A 22633-nucleotide genomic window follows, 5' to 3' on the forward strand; every position below is an offset into this window, starting at 1 on the left:
CTTACACGCCAAGGGCTGACAACTCGCCCTCTATCTGCTTTATTTCGTCGCTGCTTCGTTTTATTACCTTTGACAACCTTTCCTTATCCCAGACCTCTATGATATCCTCCTGCCCTACAACAACAATCTCGGCATTTAGCTCTATCTTTACGTCCTCTCTCAGTGCCGGCGGAATTAATACCCTCCCCTGCTTGTCCACTTCACACTCTACTGCCGACCCTATAACTTTTCTCTTAAAAAACTTCACAGCCTCGTTTGTCTTAGGAAGGGTCTTTACTTTTTCCATCAGTGCCTTCCACTCCTCCTCAGGAAATATCTGCAGACACTCGTCATTTAAAGTGGCCGTTATATACAGGTTATTCCCGTAATTGCTCTTTAAAACGTCGCGAAACGAGGCAGGTACTATCATTCTGCCCTTTTCGTCCAGTCTCTGGTTATGTCTGCCGAAAAATCCTGTCATCTACCATTTCCTTCCATTGTCATCCACTTTATACCACTTTATCGGTAATTGTCAAGAAAAAAATTAGTAAAAATTAAAAATTTTTTTATTTTTTTATTTATCAAGCTAAGTAATTGTTTTTGTTGAAAAACAAGTTATAGTAAATATCATTATGTCTGAGTTTTTTAACTGCAGAAAAACCTCAAAACCTATGAAATTCAATTTCCTTAACCAGCAGCAAAATGTTATATTAAAATTCTATGAGGACAACGAACTCACAAAAGAGAGAGGTGTAAACAAATGGAAATAACAATTAAGGATGCTTATGAATTGGACTACAAGTCGGATTGTCTGGTGCTGCCGTTTTTTGAGACTGCCGACATGGAGCTTTGTGCTGATATAGATGCAAAAATCGGCGGGCTTATTCAGAAGGTGATAACGTCGGGGGAGTTTAAAGCAAAAGAGGGCCAGTGTGTAGTGCTTTATGTCTCGGGGGTAAGTTTTGACAGACTGTTGTTGGTTGGGTTAGGGAAAAGAGCGGACATAACGGCTGAGAAATTAAGAAGAGCAGGCTCAAAGGCCTTTGTGCGGGCAAGGGAGTCAAAAACTGAGACTGTTACAATATCAGTGAGAGCATTAAATGAGACAGAGAAATCAATCGGCGCTTTCAGCCCGCCGTATTACTTTACTGAGGGGGCAATGCTTGGCCTTTACCGGTATCTGAAGTACAAAAAGGCTGATGATGATAAAAAAGACGAAAAAGAAATAAAAGAAGCTGTGATTTTATCTAAGGACAAAGATTTCCCCGTTCAGTGGCTTACACTTAACACAATGGCAAGCACGTTTGCACGGGATCTTGTAAATTCGCCATCAAAGGACATGACACCAACATCGCTTACCGATGTGGCGAAATCTTTGGCGGGAAAAAATCTGAAAGTTAAAGTATTAGAACAAAAAGATTCGGAAAAAGAGGGGATGTGGTCATATCTGGCTGTAGCAAAGGGTTCGGCAGAGCCTCCAAAGTTTATAGTGCTTGAATACAACGGAGCCGGAAAGGCTGTACCGCTGGCAATAGTGGGAAAGGCAATAACTTTTGACAGTGGCGGACTGTCTCTTAAACCAGCTGATTCCATGGAGGATATGAAACAGGATATGGCAGGAGGCGCTGCAACCCTTGCCATCTTTAAGGCAGTATCGTTCTTAAAACTTCCGATTAACCTTATCGGAGTGCTGCCGGCAACGGAAAACATGCCGGGAGGGCATGCAATCAGGCCAGGTGATGTTGTGACAGCAATAACCGGAAAGACAATTGAGATTTTAAACACAGATGCCGAAGGACGGCTTGCGCTTGTGGATGCCATAGGCTACGTCATAAAGCATTACAAACCGGAGGCCGTAATAGATATGGCCACACTGACCGGAGCCTGCTCTATAGCGCTTGGCAACGAGGCTGTTGCTATGATGGGTAATGACGAAAAAATAATGGCTGAAATTAGAGAAGCCTCAGATGAAACCTTTGAACGTGTGTGGCAGATGCCTCTATTTGAAGAGTTCAAAGAATATTTAAAAAGCGATGTGGCAGATATTAAAAACATAGGCGGACGCACAGGCGGGCTAATCACAGCAGCTTACTTTATAAAGGAATTTGTGGGAGAGACCCCGTGGGTGCATCTTGATATAGCCTCTACCGCTTTTTTAGCCAAACCTAAGCCGTACTTTGTTAAAGGAGCAACGGCAGTGGGCGTTAGATTGCTTTTAGAACTAATCCGAAAGAGAGTCGAAAAAGCACAGAAATCCTAAATGAAGCCTGTTGTTAAGACAGAGTTCAGGGAGGTTCCCTCCTATATCACAAAGGACGGCTCTGAGATACGAGAGCTTATGCATCCATCCGTGCATGGGAATAAAAACCAGAGCCTTGCCAGCGCTGTAATTGCACAAGGGCAGGAAACCTTGCTACATAAGCACATAAATACAGAAGAGCTCTACCACATAGTGTCCGGCACAGGGCTTATGCACATAGATGGCAGTGAGTTTGCTGTTAACCCGGGAGATACGGTTTTAATAGAGCCTGGGATTCCTCATAAGATAAAAAACACTGGGCGGGAGCCGCTACAAATCCTCTGTGCATCCTCCCCACCCTACAGTCACAGTGATACTATCATCTTGTCTAAGTAAAAAGGCGGCCTTTGTAAAACAGCCGCCTTATCATTACAATGTTTACTGAATCAACTTCAGAACAGTTTGCGGTATAGTGTTAGCCTGCGCTAAGACGGAAATACCGGATTGCTGTAAGATCATGTATTTGGTCATATTTGCCGTTTCGTTAGCAAAATCAGCATCCTGAATTCTTGACCGGGAGGCCATTGTTGACTCTATAACTGTATCTATATTATCGCTAACTGCTTGAAACTGGTTTTCTTTGGCACCCATTTTTGCCAATTCCGCTGTAACTACATTCAGTGCGCCATCTACAATAGCGATTGTGTTGGAGGCTGCTGATTTATATCCGTCAACCGATGTAGGGTCGGCAACCCTAAGCGCTGCAAGTCCTGTATAGGTGATGGGGGAGGATGCGATATCACTCCAGTTTACCGGATACGGTGTCACATTACCGGTAAGGGATCTGGTGCCGACACCGGGAACATAAGCCATAGCGCTGGCTGTGTGTATATCTTTTAGGAACATCATAGGACCATCTTTAGATCCGTCAGCACTAAATATTTTGCCACCAACTGAGTCAGTGTTTAATGAGTTTATAACAACGCTAATAGCAGGGTCAGAGGCTGCATAACTTGCAAAAATCCTTGATTTAAAAGTACCGGAGAGAAGTTTGGTATCATTAAATTTAGTTTGCTCGGAAATACGTCCTATCTCCTCTGTCAGGGAATCAATTTCGTTTTGCATGTATGAGACATCAGTGACACCGTACTGGCCGCTCATCGCCTGCACAGCAAGTTCTCTCATCCTTTGAAGGTTTGAGGTTATCTGGCCCATGGAACCCTCAGCTGTCTGTGCCATAGAAAGGCCGTCAGCAGCATTCCGCACAGCTATAGTAAGGCCGCGTATCTGAGTCTCCTGTCTTGTTACAATAGCAAGTCCGGCTGCATCGTCCTTTGCAGAGTTTATCCTCAAACCCGATGACAATCTCTGCATCGTATTAGCAAGGGGCAGCATAGTCTTTCTCAGGTTTCTCTGCGCGTCTATGGACATAATATTTGTGTTAATCGTTAGGCCTGCCATGTGTCACCTCCGTTCATTTGTGTCCTACACATCCTTGTTAGTTTTCTTTTAATGTCCTTATCGGTCATTCTACTTTAACTCCCTGTTTACCCCTTAACTCCTTAGTTACCTTTTAGCTCCGCTTATGCTTTATTTATTAAATCAACTTAATTTAATCATGACTACATATATGCAATATGCGTGCCAGACCCCATAACGCATTGATTTATAAGGATATGTTATCTTTGTTGGTTTCTGAGGCAAATTTTGAGCTTTTTGACTTGCGGTACAAATTGCCTGCAGGTAGGAAATTTTTTCACTCTTAGTACCGCTATAGTATTGACTGGGCAATAAACCCTGGCCATCAACACACCCTATAGTTGTTATTTTCCCTTTTGTGTGTTAATATTTAGTTAGGGGGTGGGGAGATGATAAAGAAGATCCCCATTGAAGAGCTTTGTGTCGGTATGTATGTTGACAGTATAGACGAGAAATGGATACAGACGCCATTTCTGCTGCACCACTTTTCAGTCACAACCCAAAAACAAATAGCACAAATCAAAGAACTCGGTATTAAGCATGTTCACGTTGATACCGGCAAATCAAGCCATCTTAATGAGGTTTCTGAGGTTGTTGCTTCTAATAATTTAGAAGATAAAAGCGATAAACTTAATATCCAACCCTTACCGTACACACAAGAAGAGCTTACAAAATATTATCACGACATTAACCTTTTCACACACATAGACAGGGACACTCTGATAAAAGGAGCTCTTATTGACTTTTCACTGTATATAAAAAAAGATATCAAGGTGCATATTTTACAAAAATATGAGGGTAAAAATATAGAAATAACAGATTCATTACTGTCAACCGAGGGAGATATTGCCATAGAGAAGGAATCTACCCATAAGTACAGAAACTACCTGAATGATCTATCCGGAACGAAATCTTTAAGTGAGCCGGATAAATTTAAACACATAAGGCAATCAATAATCCGAGAGAACTCTAAGATACTTATGCATGAGCTTTTGGATGACCCCAGATGTGGAGATAAAATCAAAGAATGCAGAGGTTCAGTTGAGGAGATTGTAGATACGATAGAAAAAAACGGTATAGTAATAAAGGATTTGTTGACAATTAATAAATATGACTACTATACATACACACATTCGGTAAATGTATGCGTACTTTCTATTGGACTTGCTCTATCACTGGGGACATTTACAAAAAGCGAAATACATTCAATTGGTATGGGAGCGCTTTTGCACGATATAGGTAAGAGTTCCATACCAGTAGAGATTTTAAATAAACCTTCAATGCTCAATGAGAAAGAATATTCCATCATGAGACAACACGTGCTGATGGCTAACAAGATATTATCCGAACAAAAAATACTGCTAAATGAAATTTACCACCCAGTGATGGAACACCATGAGAAACTAACAGGTGGCGGCTATCCTAAAGGACTAACAGATAGTCAAATTCACCCGTGGGGAAAATTGGTATCTTTGATAGATGCCTACGATGCTTTGACTACTGCCCGTCCATACAAGAGGGCTTTTTCACCCTTTGAGGCACTCTCAGTGATAAGACAACAACTAAATGATTTCGACCATACTTACTTTGTAAACCTGGTTAAAATACTTGGGTCTATAACCGATTGATGTACAGTCTAAACCATTGCAATCAATTAAAAATAAACTTGGTACCAACAGCCGGCATTATAAACGACTCAGGAAATGCCTCAGTCATCGCATGTACAGCAGTGAAACCAGTACAATGGCACGGGACAACGCAGGCCGGATTTATTTTCTTTAACTCAGCTATTGTCTCAGGGATTATCTTTTCAAACAAATAGCCGGATAAATGAAATCCCCCCATTATCGCATATATCTCATGAATTCCTGTAAGTTTAACTGCATACTTAATTATATTGATTAAACCTGAGTGAGCACAGCCGGTTAGAATCACAAGTCCTTTGCCTGAGACATTTAAGATTATGCTCATGTCATCTTTTATAAAAGGGTCGGAACACCACTCAGCCCCACGTTTTATGTAGTGAAAAGGGAAACCTTTTTCAAATTCCGTAGTTCGTGGGATTTCTCCTGAGATTAGCACCCTCCCATTATAAAGAGTCGAGGGCTCAGTAACTGTTATTGCAGTAAAATTCTCAGAATAAATGAGAGCCTTATCAATACTTGGCAAAAGTATTTCTTCTTTATTTGGCAGCAGCACTTTTCTTTCCAGTAAAGCATCCGGATGAAAATATATATTGATTTTCTGAGTCCTCAGCTTGCCGGCTATCACCTGTAACCCTCCAACGTGGTCAAAGTGTCCATGGCTTAAAATTATTGATGATACCACTGTTATATCAATATCGAAAACATCAAGGTTGTGGGCGTAGCAGTTGTGATTCAAACCGGTGTCGAATAAAAAACTCTCTTCTAATTCATCATCTATAATTGACACTATTAAAGAAAAGCCATGTTCTGCCACAGGAAGATGCTCACTACTTAATCCGCTGCCGGCTCTGTAACGCTTGGCATGAGCTGTATCAGTCATAAGAATATCTGTATAATTGTCCATTATAACAGAAATTCTTACCTCCTTGACAGCCTTTAAAAGACTGTCATGTTTAAGCGGTAACATCATCACTGACTTACTCCTATACTAACACTGACAATGATTCTTAGCAAGCAGCGAGAATACCTAAAAAATTTTTAAATTTACTCTTGACAAGACATATGTTATATGATAAGCTATGTATAGATACTACATAGATAAAAAAAGGACATAAACATGAACAGAATGCGGCATGGACAGCAACAATGCGGAAAACGGCTTGGAGGTACTCTTGAACTTATGGAGTCGTGCATTCTCCTAACGTTAAAAAAACAAGCAGGGCATGGTTATGAGATAGCAAGGTCATTAGATAAGCATGGTATGTGTAAACGTGGATTGGGACCACTTTATACGATTCTCAACAAGATGGAAGAGCGGGGGCTAATCAAATCGCAGTGGGATACAAGCACTAAACATGGCCCTGCCAGACGGATTTATGAAATAACAGAGGGTGGAGTAATTCATCTTGAGGGTTTGGTTGCTATCTTACAGGAGACGCTCAAAACGGTTTCATCTGTGATTGATGAATTTAAGTCTAACAGTGGTGAAAAAACATAATAATTATTCTTAACCATAGTAATTAAGGAGGTTGTGATAATGTCAGTACTTAAAAAGATAAAGAAGATGATCTCAAAGTGTGATGGCTCTGTTTTTGTGAAATCAGTGGGTGATGTTGCAGAGCTGGTGAGATCGCTTATTGGTACTACAAAAAAGTCGGATTCAACTAAAAATTCATCCGTAAGAAGTGTTTTTACTGGATGCGGCAAAAATGGCACGCTACAAATCAGATGCAAATAAGGCGGGCAGCAATGCCGTTTTATGAACAATTTAAAAACGGAGGGTACTAACATGCAAGGACACGGAAAAGGTATGTGTGACAGTAGCACAACAGAGCAGCGTCGTGGCCAGGGGATGGGTAAGGGTTTTTGTCATGGAAAGCGCCTTGACAGCTCAGATTTAACTGATGCTGAGTCTCTCAAAAACCGGCTGAGTATGTTAGACAAAGAGCGTGATGAGGTAGCTAACCGCCTGTCTAAACTTGAAAAGACAGATACTAATACCAAGTAGTGACGGTTGATTTTGCCGGAGAGTTTCACCGAAACAGCGAGTGTGAAGCTCCTCGGCAAGAGATGTAGAAATACATTGAAATAAGGGTAAAAGGAGCTTCCTTCTATCTTTAAAGTTTTTATTCCAACAGAATTAAATGGAACTAAACCCCTTTGTTAGGTCTGAAAAAGGCAGGGGGAAAAAGCTGGTTGAACATATTGTAAAAAATGGTGTGGAAAGCGTCTGCACAAAAGAAGATTTGCGTGACAAGGGGCCTGGCTTGATGCTTTATCATCATGGTATAGATACAAGAATTACTGAGTTAACATCAGTAAGTGAATTAGTTGCAGACTATTTCGGAAATTCCAGAGCTGTGTTTGCACAAAGGAGAAGTTAGAGTGTAATTTATGTTAACTTGTACCAAACGCAAGGAGGGTTGCCATGTATGCGAACGTACTGATAAGAGTTCTAAAGTATGTTATTCCGGCTGTGCTTTCGCTTATTGGTAAATCCTCAGTTGTGGATATGAAAGACAATCCAAAGGAAACCGTCTTTAGAGCAATTGCCAAAAGCATCGGCACAAAGAACTTAGCACTGGGAGTTACAATTGCAACGGGACTGGAAACCGGTTTAGCATTATACTCCAAACCTGGCCTCCATGCCTCTGTGGAGTCTTTAATAAAGGAGATAATTTCCGGCAGTGGGGAAAATGGAGAGTATCCGGTGAGTGTTGAAAACTATGCAGATGAGATAGAATTTCTTTTTAAAAAACATAATTTGAAACCAAATCGTTTAGCTATTGACGGTATTGTTGGATGCGGCAAGAGCACACTTTCTTTAGCTCTTGCTAGAAAACTTGGCATGAGGTGGCAATCATTAGACCACATGAATATGGATAAACCAATTGATTTTAGTGCTGAAAACACCATTTATGAACATCACAGACTTTTACGAACCCAGAATATTGATTGTTTTGATGCAATAATCTACATAGATGAACCCATAGAGATTTCAAAAGAAAGGATATTAAACCGCAAACGTGGAGGATATCTGGTAGATATACTGGATTTTGAAAAACATAAACGTGTTGGGAAAATGGCATTTAATGTGGCAGATGGGGTGGAGATTGCAATTTCAGACAGTTTCATTAAGATAAAACTCAGACCAAAGGATGGTTTTAAATCCCATGAAAATATAGTAGCCGAGCTTAAGAAAAAAGGAATTAAGGCAGAAAATATTTCTAAGGAGGAGCTGCTGTTTCTGTGTACGGAACATGAGGTATGCAAGGGGTTTTTAGCTTATGTTAATGCAGACGCTTACACAAAAGAGATATTGACAGGTGTTGCCTCAGGGTTAAGGCAATTAGCAAAATGACAATTGACAACTTGATACAAAAAGATATTGAGATAAGTGGTTATATTTATAGAGCTTTTAATCACAGATTCAGAAAAGCACTCGGGGTGTTGACGCACTTAGGCGATGGAGCGCTGTGGGGTGTTTTGTATTTTCTGTTTTTATTTGTCATCAAACCTCATGTAATAACTTTGATTCATAAAATAATATTGGGGGAATTTATAGGCTTGTTGATTATCATACTCCTTAGGTACGTTACAAGGCGAAACAGACCCGATAAAGACTACCGCTCAACGATACCATGGAACCACTATTCGTTTCCGTCACACCATACGTTCAGAGTGTTTTATATATCTTTTGTAGCCGGCACTTATTATCCCTCCATATTTTCAATTCTGCTTTTTTGCTCCTGTGTTGTGGCATTAAGCAGAATATGTCTGTTGAAGCATTTTCTGACAGATGTGCTGGGAGGTATAATTATCTCAGTAGTAATGGCAAAAGTTTTAACTTAATATATAATGCTAATCTATTAGCTGCTAATATACCCATATACTACAAAACATGATATTTTCTGATATACTAATTTCAGGGACGGGTGCATGACTTCAAAGATTATACTTTAGGAGCAGAGAGATGGATTGTTATGAGCAGACATCAGACTTTTCATTAAGTAGAAGTATTTTATTATGGCTTATAATAGTCTCAAGCCTGTACATCAGCAGTTTGTTTGGGTATTTAGTCTTTCACACGTTTGCAGAGATGTTTAGTATAGTTATAGCGTTTTGCATATTCACACTTTCTTATAACACTCGCAGATACATACAAAATAATTATTTATACTTCATAGGATTAACATACTTCTTTGTAGGATGCCTTGACACACTGCATACACTTACATATAAGGGCATGAATGTTATACCGGGAAAATTAGTAGCAACTGAAATATGGATAGCAACGAGGTACATCGAGTGTATTTCCCTGTTAATAGCTCCATTTTTCTTAAAAGAGATTAAAATCAGATTTTCCCTGATGTTTAGTCTCTACTTATTTATAACATTGCTTATTTTTGCGTCAATTTTCACGTGGAATGTCTTTCCTGTCTGTTATGTGGAAGGAGTTGGATTAACTCCCTTTAAGAAAATAAGCGAATACACCATTTGTTGTGTTTTTGCTGCTTCTTTAATTTTATTGTATAAAAATAAAAAATTTTTTGATATTGATGTTTTGAAATTATTGACCGTATCTATATCGTTTACAATCGCTGCAGAGCTTTGTTTTACACTGTATGCAGGTGTATATGACTTTATGAACATGGTTGGGCATATTTTCAAAGTCATATCCTATTATTGTATCTACAGAGCTATAATTGTGACGGGAACCAATAAGCCTTTTGATTTGCTGTTCAGAGACCTAAGTTTAAGTAATAAGTTAAATACAGAGCGTACAAGGGAACTTTCGGCTACTAATGAGAAATTAACAGAGGAAATAGCTCACCGTAAGGAGACAGAGAATAAGTTAGAGTCGCTCAATGAACAACTTAAGAATCAGATGGGCGAGGAGGTGGAAAAACGCAGGCAGAAGGAAATGTTATTAATCCAACAATCAAAACTTGCATTTATGGGTGAAATGATAGCTGCTATATCGCACCAGTGGAAACAGCCTTTGAATGCTCTCGGCCTCATGATTCAGAACCTCCATGATTCGTATAAATATGAAGAACTCAATGACGAATATTTTGAAAATACCGTAGCTGACACAATGAAACAGATTGATTTTATGTCAAAAACAGTAGATGACTTCAGGAATTTTTTTAAACCATCAAAGGGAAAGGAAACATTTGACATGATTGGAATTGCCGCAGATGTGTTTTCATTGTTTTCATCACAAATCAGACACATTAACTACAGCATCACTTGCCATACACACAACAAGACATTTCATCACTTCTCTGAGGTAATCTCATGTGATGCCACTGTAATTACAACATACAGAAATCAGTTAGCCCATGTCATATTGAACATAATAAAAAATGCAAATGACGCTCTTGAAGAGAAAAGACAAAATCTGCCTATGAATATGACACCACAGTACGGCAAGATAAATATAGACTGCTACAAACATGGCAACAGATTAATTATGGAAATAAGCGACAACGCCGGGGGAATCCCGGATGAAATAATAGACAGGATTTTTGAACCTTATTTTACCACTAAAGAAAAAAGCAGCGGCACAGGTATCGGGCTTTATATGTCAAAAATAATAATAGAAAACAGTTTGGGCGGTAAAATCAGCGTTAAAAACATTGAAGGAGGAGCGAGGTTTACTTTAGAGTTTGATGTGTGAATATGGCAGCTGCAATTAATTAATTTACATCAAAATGCTCCGTGGGCTGACTCCATGTTTCCCCCAATATCGGCTGGAATGGTTGTAATAGGAAGTTTAACGGTAAAAGTAGTTCCTCTCTTCTGTTTTGTGCTGACAGTGATTTGTCCACCGTGTTTGGCAATAATCCCCTGAGAGACGGAAAGGCCAAGCCCTGTGCCTTTACCTTTGGATTTAGTCGTAAAGAATGGGTCAAAGATGTGATGTAAAATGTGATCCGGAATGCCATTTCCAAAGTCGGCCACCTTAACGACCACAAAATTCGGTTCATCGCCCCTTTCCACGTCAATACGTATCTGTCCGCCTTTCAAGGTCACATCGAGTGCGTTTAGTATAAGGTTGAGAAACACCTGTTCGAGCTGTTGTCTGTCACCGTGAATTCTGGGCAAATTGGGAGCAATTGTTAAATCAGCGTGGACACCGTTTAATTTCAACTGATTACCAGCCAGTTTAAGTGTCTCTGTAACAACGTCTGAGATGCCAATCGGCTCCATGATGCTTTCGCTCTCGCGGGCAAAATCCAGAAGATTTCTCACTATGGTTCGAGATCTATCGGCCTCGTCTATCAAGTCTTTTATCATATCAAGGCGTTCATCCTCATCTAAGTCATGATAGTCCTCAAGAAGCATGTGTGCCGTAAGGGTTATGTTATTAATGGGATTATTCAGTTCATGCGCCACACCGGCAGTAAGCGTACCTACGGCACGTAGTTTATGAGACTGGGATATTATGTTTTGCTGCCTGTCAAACTCCTTCATCATCTGCTCAAGGGCTGAGGCAAGGTCTGAAAACTCATCCTGATACACCTTTCCAGGCATAAACTTAATTTGCTGTCCGGTTGAAAGGTGCTTTGCGTACTGCACTATCCGGCTCATCGTTCTTAACACCCTGTAGATAAGTAAATGCACGATAAAGAGCATAAACAAAAACAAAAAAAACGTCGCCAGTACAAAAACTATTTTAAATAAGAACATGTCCTTTCTCATCGTGTGGCCAGTTCTTTCAGAAAATAGTTTACCGTAGTTACTTATTTCGTCGCTCAGTTGGTGTAACTCATTACGAATTTTTACCACTTTAGCATTTGTCTGCTCAGAGGGTGGGAAAGTATTAATTTCTGTCAAATCATCAAGAAGTCTGCCGTATTTTTCTATGTTTGAAATCAGCCTTGAGTTATCAAAAAAGTTTCCAAAATCATTGTAACGTTCAAATACAACCATTTCAAAAGCCTTTATGCTCTCTTTACTTTCTTTAATATCCTCCCAGCCGGCAACAAAGTTCCTTTCATGAAACATCGCTTTATTTGAAAGCAGGATGTAGGTGTTGGCAAGATTGACGTATTTCATGTCTCTGGTAATTAAATAGACAGTAACACCTAAAGCTGCAGTTATAGCGCAAGAAAGTATAACAGAGATTACAAAAACCATGTATATGTGTGATCTTACGGTGAATCGCTGAGTTATTGAAGTACCGTCACCGGTGAGATTATTTTGAGACTCAATTTTTTCTATTTTCTTATCGAGAAGGGTTTTTAAGCGCTTAAGCGCGCAGTTATACCATTTATCTAAACAATTTTGGAAAAGCATCATTTAACCGCACATTTTAACATATCAGTTTTACCAAGTACCTCAGCCGCCTTGATAATAACGCTGCGGAGGTCGTCAGGTTTAAACGGTTTAGCAATAAAGTCAAATGCACCCTTGGATAACGCCTGCTGAGCCAACTCCATCATAGCATAGCCGGTTATCATGATAACCTTTGTCGTGGTTGATTTACTCATCACAGCCTCAAGCACATCTAACCCATCAACATCCTCCATTCTTATATCAGTAACCACTACATCAAAATTTTTTTCGGATAATCTTTTCAGCGCTTCTTTAGGATCAGTAAAGACATCGACCTCGCAGCCAAGCTTTTCCAACGCAGGCTTCAACCGTTTGCCCACAATCGGCTCGTCATCAAGCAAAAGGACTTCAAACTCTCCGCCCATAACGTACACGTTATACGAAAACACTAAGAGTTGTCAAGAGCACACGGCGATTTTATCGCTGTGAATCTATTCAGCCACAGAAAATAAGGTGTTACAGAAAAAGAGGTAAATTAGGACAAACGCATCTCTAATTTACCCCTCCCGTTTTGTAGTAGTCTATTGTTCTTTAATTTGTTCCGACAGGTATGAGCCTATACCCATTTGGTTTATTTGATCGAGTTGAGCCTCAATGAGGTCTATATGGTTTTCCTCGTCCTCCAGTATATCCTCCAGCAACTCTCTGGTACCGTGGTCAGAGAGCTCATAGCAAAGCCTTATTGCGTCACGGTACGCTAAAATAGCCCGCTCCTCGGCACTGCGGTCGTTTTCAAGCTGCTTTTCCACGTTTGCGCCTATATGTATTTTGCTTAAGTTACTAACTATTGGGATACCTTCAAGAAAAAGAATCCTTGCTATCAGTTTTTCGGCATGTTTCATTTCATCAATGGCACGTTTTTCTACGCGTTTGTGCAGTCGCTCATAATCCCAGTTGCTGCACATTTCTGAATGAACCATGTACTGGTTTATTGCTGCCAGCTCATTGGATAGTAAGGCATTCAACACCTCATTAATTTTTTCATTACCTTTCATTTTCTCCTCCTTTAGATAGATTAATTATACTATAATTACCTTGCTATTGTTTGTCAAGGACATGGGTTGTTTATACTTTCTGGGTTTAATAAAAAGTATCCAATTCTTTTAATGTACTGTTCAGAGAAAAGCCTTGTTTGACAAGCGGGCTTTCTTTCAATATCTGAATACGCTCCTCAAACGTAAGTTTGTTGTTTTTATATATAATTCCCGTGGGAATTTTGTCTGGCAGTTTTATGGCCAGTTTGAATGCCTCTGCACGGTCGTATGGATTGTAGGTTTCATCCAGATGATAAACCCTTTCTTTGTACCAGCTGTAGGTGTTTAACTTGTTAAAGGTAACGCACGGTTGAAGTATATCAACAAGAGCGAATCCTTTATGGGTTATTGCCTCTTTAATTATTGATTTGAGAAATACGCTGTCGGCAGCATATCCACGCGCTACAAAGCTGCAATCAAGGCCTATGGCTAAAGAAATCGGATTAAGCTCAGAGGCATTTGCTCCAAATGGCTGTGTCTTTGTTACCACTCCCTCTGTGGTAGTTGGGGATGCCTGCCCCTTAGTAAGACCGTATATTTGATTGTTATGCACTAATAGTGTAACGTTTATGTTTCTTCTTATTGCATGAATAAGGTGATTGCCCCCCTCACCGTAACAGTCGCCATCGCCGGATGTTACTATTACCGGCATTTCATGATTGGCCAGCCTCATTCCGGTAGCTGGCGGCAGGGCTCGCCCGTGGAGACCATTAAACGTATTACATTTCAAATAATGCGGTAATTTGGCAGCCTGTCCTATGCCTGAAACTATCGTGAACTGATGCGGTTCCATCCCTAGTTCAAAAAGGGCAGTTTTCAATGTCTCTAAAATCGGGAAATTACCGCACCCCGGACACCAGGCCGGTTCCTGTCCTTTATAATCGCTCAATGCATTCATTTATCTCTCCTGTGAGACTCTCAAGCAAAAAGGGTCTTCCGTCAAAATGGTTAATATGGTGAGTGAACTTATAACCTGTCTCAGCGCGCATAAGATACGCAAACTGGCCGGTTGCGTTGTTTTCCACACAAATTGTTATTCTGGCCTCAGTCAGTATCTTCAGGTAATCAAACTGCTCAGACAATGGAAGCGGGTAAATCTGTGAAAAATGAAGCATAGCTATGTTTTGCGTTTTGCTAAGCGACATAACGGCGTCTTTTATAATCCCATAGGTGGAGCCCCATCCGGTTACAACTATATCAGGTTTTTCACCTCCAAAGTAAAACGGAGCCTCTATCTCTTGTTGAATTAAAGGGAGCTTTTGTAAAAGCCGCTTTTGCATCATTTTTGTGCGCATTTCAGCGTCTTCTATCATATGCCCGGCCTCGTCGTGTTCGTCGCTGTCCACTACGACCAGCCGTTTTGAATCGCCTGGTACGGCAAGTGGAGACACTGCACCCTCAGAAAAGCTATAGCGTTGATATGCACTTTCCGCCTCCGCTCCATCTCTTGATCTCAATCTGTAATCATTATAAACCAGCTTGTCAGTATCTAAAGATTCATAAGTCCATTGAGCATCGGCTATGTACTGATCCGTTATTATAAAGGCTGGAATTTGATACTTTTCGGCAAGATCAAATGCCTTATTTGTCAGATAAAGCCCCTGTTCAGGATTTCCAGGGGCAAACACCACCCGTGGGAACTCACCGTGTCCTGAGTGAAGTACAAATAACAGATCTCCCTGCTCTGTACGAGTTGGTAATCCGGTTGCAGGCCCAGGGCGTTGAGCCAACGTTATAACTACAGGCAGCTCCATCATGCCGGCTAATGAGACCCCTTCAGTCATAAGGGCAAAGCCCCCGCCGGAACTTCCCGTCATTGACCTCACACCTCCGTAAGAAGCTCCCAGGGCCATGTTAATAGAACTTATCTCATCCTCTGTCTGCTCCACAACGATTGAGTACTCCTGAGCCTTAGATCCGATGTAATTCATCACGGCGGTCGAGGGCGTCATTGGATATCCACAGTAAAACTTACAGCCGCTCATGATTGAGCCAAGTCCTACCGCCTGTGAGGTATCAATCAACATATTGCCGTTTTTACCGGGCATGGATACGGCAAAACTGCATTGTGTACATTCATTTATAGCATAGGAATACCCTGCTTTAGCAGTCAGTATGTTTTTGTTTATTATGTCGTTGCCCTTTTTCTTTAGATTTGTGTGTATTATTTCCTCTAATAACGTCGTCTCCAGCCTCAGCATACCCAACACTGCGCCTATAGCCGCCGTGTTTGACATTATTTTATCCCCACCGTTTTCGACTGCTATTTTATCGAAAGGCACGTTTAGGAATTCCTGCCCTGTAAAGGTCTGCTTAACAGATTGGGCATCAAAAATTATTATACCGTTTTCCTCCAGGTCATCTTTATGCAACTCTATAGTAGTCAAATCAAGAGCTACTATTATATTAGCCTTTTTTCTGGATGAAGATACTTCTTTATCTGAAAACCGCAACTGGTAAAAATTATGCCCGCCTCTTATGCGTGACATGTAATCCTGATGTGAAAACACGTGATATCCCATACGGGAAAACAACCGTGCTAAAACCCCTCCAATTGTTTGCAGACCCTGCCCTGCCTTCCCGCCGATTAATATTGTGTAATCCATACTATCTCTCATCGTTAATTCCTCCATATGTCCTTAATATAATAAGTGCCTGAGGTGTCGCTGCAGCCTTGCCGTTTTCCCTTCATAAATGTGCCAGAAGCCAGAAGCCGCATTGCCTGCACGAGCCTTGTATTTTTACGCATGGAGCAGTCTCCTCAACCACGCTAAAGGTTCCAACAACAAGCCAACATCTTCTTTCAGCGTCTTGAGCCACAGCCGGACACTTGCATTTAATCTCCTCTGGACAACCTGTGAACCTCCAGCATTCCATACCCTCTTTTTCATTAATAAAACTTTCGCTTATATCGAAAAAATTTCTAAATGTATCTTTTACACCACCATAATTTAAGCTGATATTGCCATTCATTGCCTGAGTCCTCCTCTGCCGCGTGCATTTGGCCGCTTAATAAAATAATCATTACAAGGCATCTGTCAGCATCTTAAAAGTCTCACGGACTTTCCACCATTCAATCCCATCAGCGGGCTCCTTCACTGCTGCTGTACTCATTTGTAGCGTTTTTATCATCAATGGAATGTAAGTTTAATGAATCATCCGGGTAGGTACTGTATAGCCAGATTAATGAGTAATATGCTTTTTTCAGAGAGTTTGCAATTTCTTTATAAAAACAAACTGTTTCTTGTTTCAATTCTGTAGATTTATATTTTAGATTTTTAGCTGTTCCATTGATGTCTGATAGATCAATAATACGCCCGGCTTTTTGTAAATATCCAGAAGCTATGGTTGATACTTCCCCCTTTAAATCCATAATACTTTTTTCAGTAATCAACGTGTTGTATAGTCTCCAGACTTTTTTATTTACAGAATTTATTCGGAACGCAACATAGTCTGACATCTTCTGCGGCTTATAGACGGCTTGTGGCCCTTGTATGCGGCCATAGTTTACTGTTTCGTTTCTTAAGGTCTCGTATGAATCGTTATACATTTCTTTATTTCTCTCATCTTGTCTCATAGTAATTACCCCCCTGTTACTGAAATGATTCGTTAAGCGGCTGTCTGCCGCCTTATACCGAGTTGCATTCTATCGCCTAACTTTGTTGGCATCGTCAAAAGCTCCTCAACGTACTAAAAGTACGCCTACATCGCTTTCTCCTTGCCGCCTCGTTATGCTTCTGCCTGCAACTTGGTATTAGGAGTTGATATTCTTCTTATGTCAGCTTTGACTGCAGAGCATCGTGGGATATACCAAGCAGTGACGAGGCCACTATTTCGTTACCCTTTGACACGGATAGCGCTAATTTTATGGCCTCGTTCTCTGCCTCTCTGACTGTTAAATGTTGTACCTTTTCTATGGGAAAATGATATGTAAATATTTTAACCTTAGCTTTCATAGTCTGTCCTCCATTACAATCTCAGATGTCTTAAGCACTCCGGTTAATGTTTTGCCGAATTTAAAGAATGGACATTTTGTGAAATCATCTTTCTCTGATAAGCAGTATTCTTTTACCTGAAAGAAACTCGGATAGTATTCATACGTAACAACTTTACTGCAAATACGGTCTTTATAGAAAGGACATGACATATATAATACCTCCTCAACGGTTAGTTCAGTTCTGATTAATACCAAGTAGCCTTCAATCGCGTTACTTTGTCTTTGATACACTTTCGATAACATATCAAGATAGAGCTTGATTAATTATCACATTAATGATTTTTTGAATCAATCGGTAAACGGCAGATTTCTATATAGGACTATTTAGAATACGCATGGAAATTACCTAATACCTGGGAGCTATTCGTCCTGGCTGACGAGATTGTGTTTAACTGCATATTTTATAATATCGGCATTGTTATTCATTTTCATCTTTAAAAGTATATTGTTTCTGTGCGTATTAACAGTTTTTACGCTTAAACAGAGTTTTTCGGCAATTTCTTTAGGGGCAACCCCTGAGGCCATCATAATCATTACCTGCAACTCTCTGACAGCCAAAGCCTCATGCGGCGCTTTGTTAACATTGATGTCCACCCCGTCTGCAAGCTTTTCTGCAAGGGATTCGGTTATATACCTTCCCTTGGTAATTACCTTCTTTATTGCATTTATGAGTTCCTCAGGCAGGGTCTTCTTTGTCAGATATCCAGAGGCACCAAGTTTTAAGGCCATCAGGGCATACTGTTCCTCAGAATGCATACTGAGCATAAGAACCGGCAGTTTGGGATACTTAAACCTTATTTTCTCAAGCACCCGAAGGCCACTTTCATCAGGCAGGGTAATGTCTAATATGACGACGTCGGGGGTTATCTCTTCTAACTTATCCATGGCCTCTCTTGCGTTTTGAGCCTCCGCTATTACAGATATTTGAGGATCGTTGGACAGGACTTTTATAATTCCAGACCTTACAATAGGATGATCGTCAACCAGAAAGATTTTAATCATACCGATTTTTCCTCCTACTTCTTTAGCGGAATCACTACGGTAATCTTCGTCCCCTTACCAGAGGCCCCATTACTAATATCCAACGTCCCTCCAACCAGCAAAACACGTTCTTTCATCCCTATTATACCCAGTGATTTATAATCAAACATCATGGACTTGTTAATCCCCTTGCCGTCGTCCTCCACCTCCATGATAATCGATTCCACATCATTATATAATTTTACACTAACCTTTTCAGCTTTTGCATGGCGGATTACATTAGTTGCTGATTCCTGAAAAACACGATATAAAATCGTAGAATATTCCTTGCCAATCTCATCGAAATACCATTTGTCTTTAATATTTATGGTATTAAACTCAAAGGTGATATTTGTTCGTTGCCGAAGTTCGTTAATCTGCCACTCTATGGCAGACACCAAACCAAAGTCATCAAGTACGGTTGGCCGCAAGGACATTACAAGGCTATGCATGTTGTCAATAATATTGTCAACAATGCCAGTGATATTTTTTATCTTATCAACTATTATGTGTTTATCAGATAAACCAGTTGATTTTCCAACATCTAAAATCTCGATTTTTAATACCGTCAACGCCTGACTCAGGTCGTCGTGTAGTTCTCTTGCTATCTTCTTTCTGTCCTCCTCAATAGTGTTTTGCAGATAAATTGCGTTAAGGCGCAGCATTTCCCTTGACGATACCAACTCATCTTCAATTTTTTTACGGTCAGTTATATCTATGCCTATCAGTGTTAAGTAAGGCTCGTTATCTAAATCTATTACTGAACCTACTAAATAAAACGGGATATGTTTCCCGCTTTTGTTGCAGAGATATTTTTCGTAATCGCCTTTTCTGTTTACAAATATGTCTCTGAATTCACAATAGGCGGCCTCTTTCTGCTCGTCGGCAAAGAAGTCAAATATGCTCACATCAGGTATCTCTTCAGATGAATATTCAGTAACAGCCTCAAGGTTCTTGTTCCATAATAATAACTTGCCGATCTTGTCAAAAAGGCAAAAAATCCCCGGTAATGTGTTAACTATAGTATCGGAGAGGTTTTTTTCTCTTACTAACTGAGCTTGTACCTCATTACGCTGACGCACTTCTTCTATAAGATTATCGTTATATTCTATTAGTTTTGCGGTGCGGCGTTTTACAATATCTTCAAGCATTTCGTTTCTTTCCATTAGCTGATGTTCAAGTTCGACGCGTTTTGTTATATCACGCGAAATAGCCACGACGGTTATTACCTCACCAGCACTGTCAAATTCAGGTATGAGCTGACAACTGAAATATGTTTTACCTCTGAGTCCCTTAATTTCAATCTCGACCTCCTGCTGGTGGCGCGTATTGAAGACTTCTTGTATCTTTTCATCCAATAAGACAGGAGAGTGCTCTTGTAAGCCTACCTGGCAGTTTGTTTTACCAATAAAATCCTCCTGCTTTAAGTCCAAAAATGTGCTTACGGTCGGATTTATGTAGAGGTATCGGTTGTCTTTATCGAGGCGGGAGATAATATCATTGCTATTTTCTACGAGGGCACGGTATTTCCCTTCGCTTTCCTGAAGCGCGTTTGTTATATTTGTCATTTCCGTTATATCTCGGCCTATTACTACAAGCCCTATAAGAGTACCAGAGTTATCGAAAATTGGGGCGTTAATCGTATCTAAATAAATATTTTTATCTCCTATATGTAATTTTTTAACATTGCGGATAGTGTTGCGTGTCCTCATAACTGTTTCATCTTCATTGGTATATACTTCTGCATCGTTGGCAGGAAAAAAGTCCTCCACTGTTTTTCCAAGAACTTCTGCTCTTTTTAAACCGATTATTTCTTCAAAAACCTTGTTAACCAGTATAAATCTTTTCTGTACGTCTTTAAATAATACAATATCAGGTATATAACTAATCAGACTGTTTAGCTTATTATTTGTTTCAACTAAACTTGCTTCTGTAATCTTTCGAGCTTCTACTTCGGATTCTAACGATTCGTTAGAGGCATTAAGTTCGTCTGTACGCAGAGATACAAGCTGTTCAAGAGATTCTCTGTGTTTAGATAGCTCATCTTCTCTGACGGTAAGCATATCTGTCATCCGGTTAAATACTGTGGCTAAGACACCTGTCTCATCCTTTGACACGTTTTGTATTTTTTGAGAAAAATCACCTTTGCTTATAAGTACTGCTGTATTTGTAAGCTCCATTAACGGAGCGGTAATGCGTTTGGAAACATACATAACAGTGATAATGATAATACCCATTAAGAAAATATAACTAAAAATCAGAATATTCCTTAATTGTGCCAAAGGTTCCATCATTTCTGATTTGAAAATTTTGACGACAATTCCCCAATCTGTATCCTTTAAATAATGCGTGACTCCAAACACACTTACTCCTCTGTAGTCTTCAGCTTCTTTAAACAAATTGTCTTTTTTGAGTAATGCCTGCGTCATGAGAACTTTAGTATCATCTTTTGATACTACACGTCTGAAGGCGGCATTGCTATCAAATCGCAACGGCACTATAAACAAGGCATTTCCGTTTTTATCCCGTTTTGCTACAGCTGTTTCACCGGTTTTACCCATGTTGGAATAGTCATTTGTAATTTCATTCAGAAAGCCTCCATGCACTATAGCAGTAACAAAACCTTCTAATTTATTATCTATCGTCAGTAAACATGAAAAACGAAGGTCGGCATAATTGTCCTCTCCTTTAAATACCTCCACATAACCACAACTATTATCTCTTTTGGGCAGAATTTCATTCTCTTTATATACCATACCAACACTTGAAGCATTTGAAGATGAGACAACTTTCATGGCTGTATTGACAATACTTATTTCGTGAAACATAGGAAAAGTTTTTCTTATATCATCTATTGTTTCATTAATATGATTTAAAGCATTAATATCTCCGGTTTCATTATATAATGCAAGATGTTTTTTCAATAATGGCCTGTTCTCTATCATTCTCACACTGTCTGTAAATCTTTCTATAGACACTTTAATTCTGGAATTTTGAATTGTCCCTAATTCCATTAGATGATTTTCAATAGTAATAAATAATGAATTTTTATAATGGTTATAAATAATCAGCCCCATTAAAAAAAGAGGGATCGCTGAGATTAATAATATTGCGGCCACAAATTTACTTTTTATGCTCACTACTTATTCTCCCTTAACCTCGAAAGCACACGTCAAAAGCAGGGGCGAATAATTATTCGCCCCTACAAAGTACGATTAAGTCGCTTTCTCCTTGACGCCTGTGTTTGCTTCTGATTGCTACTTTATTGGTTATAACGACATCTCATGCATGGGCTTCCCACAGCACACCAGCTCACCGCCTCCGACATTTGTCACTACCACCTCGTTGCCGCAAACATTACATTTGTATTTTTCTCCAACTTTTTTTACTGCCATCTTACAAGTCCCCCTTTTTAAATAGTAATTAACGTCTTACCTCCATCATGGTTAGTCTCACCAGGGAGGTACATACAAACTACTTTAACAATATTCCTACCTTAAAAACCACCTGCACTCATTCCTTAACGGTGATTTCTTTTATAGATTCCCACTGGCCGTGCAAATTGCATCTCTCCACCACACGTAAGGTAGATTTTCTATGCTTTCCGCCTTTTACCAAAAAAAGTGAAAACTCTGGAAGGGTAACTACCGGCGTTAATTCCACCCTTGCATAAAAGCTCTCACCAAAATAGACGTCTATCCACTGAATAAAATGCCCATCAAGCATCACATGCGGGATTTCGCCAACTTTTATTCTGACCTCAAAGGGCTCACCTGATTTTACCTCATCAGGACACATTATAAACGGAATATGTTTCTTTTCAAGTTCAGTAATGTTCTCTGCGTCTTTGACCCTGTTTACTCCACAAAACAAACTTTTTTCTTTCTCCGACATT

26 protein-coding genes are annotated in these 22633 nt (G+C 39.9%); 10 read left to right on the forward strand and 16 right to left on the reverse strand.

Going from position 1 to position 22633, the window contains the following annotated elements; all coding sequences use genetic code 11:
* Nucleotide 1: 1 nt before the first annotated feature.
* Nucleotides 2-460, reverse strand: coding sequence for a division/cell wall cluster transcriptional repressor MraZ (mraZ, locus tag HQK88_03550; GenBank protein MBF0615877.1), 459 nt, complete (start codon nt 458-460; stop codon nt 2-4).
* Between the two features lie 279 nt (nt 461-739).
* Between mraZ and HQK88_03555 the strand changes: the two genes are divergently transcribed.
* Together HQK88_03555 and HQK88_03560 are read left to right on the forward strand one after the other, a co-directional pair.
* Complete coding sequence (locus HQK88_03555) at nt 740-2239, forward strand: leucyl aminopeptidase (GenBank protein ID MBF0615878.1); 1500 nt, start codon at nt 740-742, stop codon at nt 2237-2239.
* Nucleotides 2240-2614, forward strand: a complete 375-nt coding sequence (locus tag HQK88_03560) for a cupin domain-containing protein (protein MBF0615879.1) — start codon at nt 2240-2242, stop codon at nt 2612-2614.
* A 42-nt stretch (nt 2615-2656) separates the two neighbouring features.
* On the opposite strand, the gene HQK88_03565 is transcribed toward HQK88_03560, so the two are convergent.
* Nucleotides 2657-3343 carry a hypothetical protein gene (locus tag HQK88_03565; GenBank protein ID MBF0615880.1) on the reverse strand — a complete coding sequence of 229 codons (687 nt, stop codon included), beginning with the start codon at nt 3341-3343 and terminating at the stop codon, nt 2657-2659.
* Nucleotides 3344-4086: 743 nt separating this feature from the next.
* Here HQK88_03565 and HQK88_03570 point away from each other — a divergent pair.
* Nucleotides 4087-5325, forward strand: coding sequence for a DUF3391 domain-containing protein (locus HQK88_03570; GenBank protein MBF0615881.1), 1239 nt, complete (start codon nt 4087-4089; stop codon nt 5323-5325).
* Nucleotides 5326-5347: 22 nt separating this feature from the next.
* Here the strand turns inward: HQK88_03570 and HQK88_03575 are convergent, their stop codons facing one another.
* Entirely contained in the window at nt 5348-6313 is a 966-nt protein-coding gene (locus HQK88_03575; protein ID MBF0615882.1) for an MBL fold metallo-hydrolase, read from the reverse strand.
* Between the two features lie 147 nt (nt 6314-6460).
* Between HQK88_03575 and HQK88_03580 the strand changes: the two genes are divergently transcribed.
* The 7 genes from HQK88_03580 (at nt 6461) to HQK88_03610 (ending at nt 11026) form a co-directional block, all read left to right on the forward strand.
* Nucleotides 6461-6841, forward strand: a complete 381-nt coding sequence (locus tag HQK88_03580) for a helix-turn-helix transcriptional regulator (protein MBF0615883.1) — start codon at nt 6461-6463, stop codon at nt 6839-6841.
* Nucleotides 6842-6880: 39 nt separating this feature from the next.
* Nucleotides 6881-7081 (forward strand): hypothetical protein, encoded by a 201-nt coding sequence (locus HQK88_03585; protein MBF0615884.1) that lies wholly within the window; start codon nt 6881-6883, stop codon nt 7079-7081.
* Nucleotides 7082-7132: 51 nt separating this feature from the next.
* A complete protein-coding gene (locus HQK88_03590; protein MBF0615885.1) occupies nt 7133-7351 on the forward strand; it encodes a hypothetical protein in 219 nt (72 codons plus the stop codon).
* Nucleotides 7352-7487: 136 nt separating this feature from the next.
* On the forward strand, nt 7488-7727 hold the full coding sequence (locus HQK88_03595) for a hypothetical protein (GenBank protein MBF0615886.1): 240 nt from the start codon (nt 7488-7490) through the stop codon (nt 7725-7727).
* Nucleotides 7728-7771: 44 nt separating this feature from the next.
* Nucleotides 7772-8704, forward strand: a complete 933-nt coding sequence (locus tag HQK88_03600; GenBank protein MBF0615887.1) for a hypothetical protein — start codon at nt 7772-7774, stop codon at nt 8702-8704.
* A complete protein-coding gene (locus HQK88_03605; GenBank protein ID MBF0615888.1) occupies nt 8701-9195 on the forward strand; it encodes a phosphatase PAP2 family protein in 495 nt (164 codons plus the stop codon). Before HQK88_03600 ends, HQK88_03605 begins: the two co-directional genes overlap by 4 nt.
* Nucleotides 9196-9316: 121 nt before the next feature.
* Nucleotides 9317-11026 (forward strand): hypothetical protein, encoded by a 1710-nt coding sequence (locus tag HQK88_03610; protein MBF0615889.1) that lies wholly within the window; start codon nt 9317-9319, stop codon nt 11024-11026.
* Nucleotides 11027-11055: 29 nt separating this feature from the next.
* Here the strand turns inward: HQK88_03610 and HQK88_03615 are convergent, their stop codons facing one another.
* The 13 genes from HQK88_03615 to HQK88_03675 form a co-directional block, all read right to left on the reverse strand.
* Nucleotides 11056-12651 (reverse strand): HAMP domain-containing histidine kinase, encoded by a 1596-nt coding sequence (locus HQK88_03615; GenBank protein ID MBF0615890.1) that lies wholly within the window; start codon nt 12649-12651, stop codon nt 11056-11058.
* Nucleotides 12648-13052, reverse strand: coding sequence for a response regulator (locus HQK88_03620; GenBank protein ID MBF0615891.1), 405 nt, complete (start codon nt 13050-13052; stop codon nt 12648-12650). Before HQK88_03620 ends, HQK88_03615 begins: the two co-directional genes overlap by 4 nt.
* A gap of 156 nt (nt 13053-13208) precedes the next feature.
* Nucleotides 13209-13682 (reverse strand): bacterioferritin, encoded by a 474-nt coding sequence (gene bfr / locus HQK88_03625; GenBank protein MBF0615892.1) that lies wholly within the window; start codon nt 13680-13682, stop codon nt 13209-13211.
* Between the two features lie 85 nt (nt 13683-13767).
* Nucleotides 13768-14619, reverse strand: coding sequence for a 2-oxoacid:ferredoxin oxidoreductase subunit beta (locus HQK88_03630; GenBank protein ID MBF0615893.1), 852 nt, complete (start codon nt 14617-14619; stop codon nt 13768-13770).
* Nucleotides 14597-16327 (reverse strand): 2-oxoacid:acceptor oxidoreductase subunit alpha, encoded by a 1731-nt coding sequence (locus HQK88_03635; protein ID MBF0615894.1) that lies wholly within the window; start codon nt 16325-16327, stop codon nt 14597-14599. Before HQK88_03635 ends, HQK88_03630 begins: the two co-directional genes overlap by 23 nt.
* Nucleotides 16328-16409: 82 nt before the next feature.
* Nucleotides 16410-16694, reverse strand: a complete 285-nt coding sequence (locus HQK88_03640) for a hypothetical protein (GenBank protein ID MBF0615895.1) — start codon at nt 16692-16694, stop codon at nt 16410-16412.
* A gap of 109 nt (nt 16695-16803) precedes the next feature.
* Nucleotides 16804-17298 carry a hypothetical protein gene (locus HQK88_03645; protein MBF0615896.1) on the reverse strand — a complete coding sequence of 165 codons (495 nt, stop codon included), beginning with the start codon at nt 17296-17298 and terminating at the stop codon, nt 16804-16806.
* 196 nt (nt 17299-17494) lie between these two features.
* The gene (locus HQK88_03650) at nt 17495-17677 is read right to left on the reverse strand and encodes a hypothetical protein (protein MBF0615897.1); all 183 of its coding nucleotides are present in this window, start codon (nt 17675-17677) and stop codon (nt 17495-17497) included.
* On the reverse strand, nt 17674-17868 hold the full coding sequence (locus tag HQK88_03655; protein ID MBF0615898.1) for a hypothetical protein: 195 nt from the start codon (nt 17866-17868) through the stop codon (nt 17674-17676). Before HQK88_03655 ends, HQK88_03650 begins: the two co-directional genes overlap by 4 nt.
* 210 nt (nt 17869-18078) lie before the next feature.
* On the reverse strand, nt 18079-18720 hold the full coding sequence (locus HQK88_03660; GenBank protein ID MBF0615899.1) for a response regulator transcription factor: 642 nt from the start codon (nt 18718-18720) through the stop codon (nt 18079-18081).
* Between the two features lie 14 nt (nt 18721-18734).
* Entirely contained in the window at nt 18735-21878 is a 3144-nt protein-coding gene (locus HQK88_03665) for a PAS domain S-box protein (protein MBF0615900.1), read from the reverse strand.
* A 129-nt stretch (nt 21879-22007) separates the two neighbouring features.
* Nucleotides 22008-22133, reverse strand: coding sequence for a desulfoferrodoxin FeS4 iron-binding domain-containing protein (locus HQK88_03670; protein MBF0615901.1), 126 nt, complete (start codon nt 22131-22133; stop codon nt 22008-22010).
* A 118-nt stretch (nt 22134-22251) separates the two neighbouring features.
* Nucleotides 22252-22632: a class II SORL domain-containing protein gene (locus HQK88_03675; GenBank protein MBF0615902.1), complete on the reverse strand. Its 381-nt coding sequence runs from the start codon at nt 22630-22632 to the stop codon at nt 22252-22254.
* Between the last annotated feature and the right edge of the window lies 1 nt (nt 22633).

This window comes from Nitrospirota bacterium (assembly GCA_015233895.1).
Lineage (GTDB): Bacteria > Nitrospirota > Thermodesulfovibrionia > Thermodesulfovibrionales > Magnetobacteriaceae > Magnetomonas.

Excerpts from the sequence above, each read along its gene's own strand:
- mraZ (MBF0615877.1), bottom strand. The coding sequence starts at position 460 with ATGACAGGATTTTTCGGCAGACATAACCAGAGACTGGACGAAAAGGGC.
- HQK88_03555 (MBF0615878.1), top strand. The coding sequence starts at position 740 with ATGGAAATAACAATTAAGGATGCTTATGAATTGGACTACAAGTCGGAT.
- HQK88_03560 (MBF0615879.1), top strand. The coding sequence starts at position 2,240 with ATGAAGCCTGTTGTTAAGACAGAGTTCAGGGAGGTTCCCTCCTATATC.
- HQK88_03565 (MBF0615880.1), bottom strand. The coding sequence starts at position 3,343 with ATGCAAAACGAAATTGATTCCCTGACAGAGGAGATAGGACGTATTTCC.
- HQK88_03570 (MBF0615881.1), top strand. The coding sequence starts at position 4,087 with ATGATAAAGAAGATCCCCATTGAAGAGCTTTGTGTCGGTATGTATGTT.
- HQK88_03575 (MBF0615882.1), bottom strand. The coding sequence starts at position 6,313 with ATGATGTTACCGCTTAAACATGACAGTCTTTTAAAGGCTGTCAAGGAG.
- HQK88_03580 (MBF0615883.1), top strand. The coding sequence starts at position 6,461 with ATGAACAGAATGCGGCATGGACAGCAACAATGCGGAAAACGGCTTGGA.
- HQK88_03585 (MBF0615884.1), top strand. The coding sequence starts at position 6,881 with ATGTCAGTACTTAAAAAGATAAAGAAGATGATCTCAAAGTGTGATGGC.
- HQK88_03590 (MBF0615885.1), top strand. The coding sequence starts at position 7,133 with ATGCAAGGACACGGAAAAGGTATGTGTGACAGTAGCACAACAGAGCAG.
- HQK88_03595 (MBF0615886.1), top strand. The coding sequence starts at position 7,488 with ATGGAACTAAACCCCTTTGTTAGGTCTGAAAAAGGCAGGGGGAAAAAG.
- HQK88_03600 (MBF0615887.1), top strand. The coding sequence starts at position 7,772 with ATGTATGCGAACGTACTGATAAGAGTTCTAAAGTATGTTATTCCGGCT.
- HQK88_03605 (MBF0615888.1), top strand. The coding sequence starts at position 8,701 with ATGACAATTGACAACTTGATACAAAAAGATATTGAGATAAGTGGTTAT.
- HQK88_03610 (MBF0615889.1), top strand. The coding sequence starts at position 9,317 with ATGGATTGTTATGAGCAGACATCAGACTTTTCATTAAGTAGAAGTATT.
- HQK88_03615 (MBF0615890.1), bottom strand. The coding sequence starts at position 12,651 with ATGATGCTTTTCCAAAATTGTTTAGATAAATGGTATAACTGCGCGCTT.
- HQK88_03620 (MBF0615891.1), bottom strand. The coding sequence starts at position 13,052 with ATGGGCGGAGAGTTTGAAGTCCTTTTGCTTGATGACGAGCCGATTGTG.
- bfr (MBF0615892.1), bottom strand. The coding sequence starts at position 13,682 with ATGAAAGGTAATGAAAAAATTAATGAGGTGTTGAATGCCTTACTATCC.
- HQK88_03630 (MBF0615893.1), bottom strand. The coding sequence starts at position 14,619 with ATGAATGCATTGAGCGATTATAAAGGACAGGAACCGGCCTGGTGTCCG.
- HQK88_03635 (MBF0615894.1), bottom strand. The coding sequence starts at position 16,327 with ATGGATTACACAATATTAATCGGCGGGAAGGCAGGGCAGGGTCTGCAA.
- HQK88_03640 (MBF0615895.1), bottom strand. The coding sequence starts at position 16,694 with ATGAATGGCAATATCAGCTTAAATTATGGTGGTGTAAAAGATACATTT.
- HQK88_03645 (MBF0615896.1), bottom strand. The coding sequence starts at position 17,298 with ATGAGACAAGATGAGAGAAATAAAGAAATGTATAACGATTCATACGAG.
- HQK88_03650 (MBF0615897.1), bottom strand. The coding sequence starts at position 17,677 with ATGAAAGCTAAGGTTAAAATATTTACATATCATTTTCCCATAGAAAAG.
- HQK88_03655 (MBF0615898.1), bottom strand. The coding sequence starts at position 17,868 with ATGTCATGTCCTTTCTATAAAGACCGTATTTGCAGTAAAGTTGTTACG.
- HQK88_03660 (MBF0615899.1), bottom strand. The coding sequence starts at position 18,720 with ATGATTAAAATCTTTCTGGTTGACGATCATCCTATTGTAAGGTCTGGA.
- HQK88_03670 (MBF0615901.1), bottom strand. The coding sequence starts at position 22,133 with ATGGCAGTAAAAAAAGTTGGAGAAAAATACAAATGTAATGTTTGCGGC.
- HQK88_03675 (MBF0615902.1), bottom strand. The coding sequence starts at position 22,632 with ATGTCGGAGAAAGAAAAAAGTTTGTTTTGTGGAGTAAACAGGGTCAAA.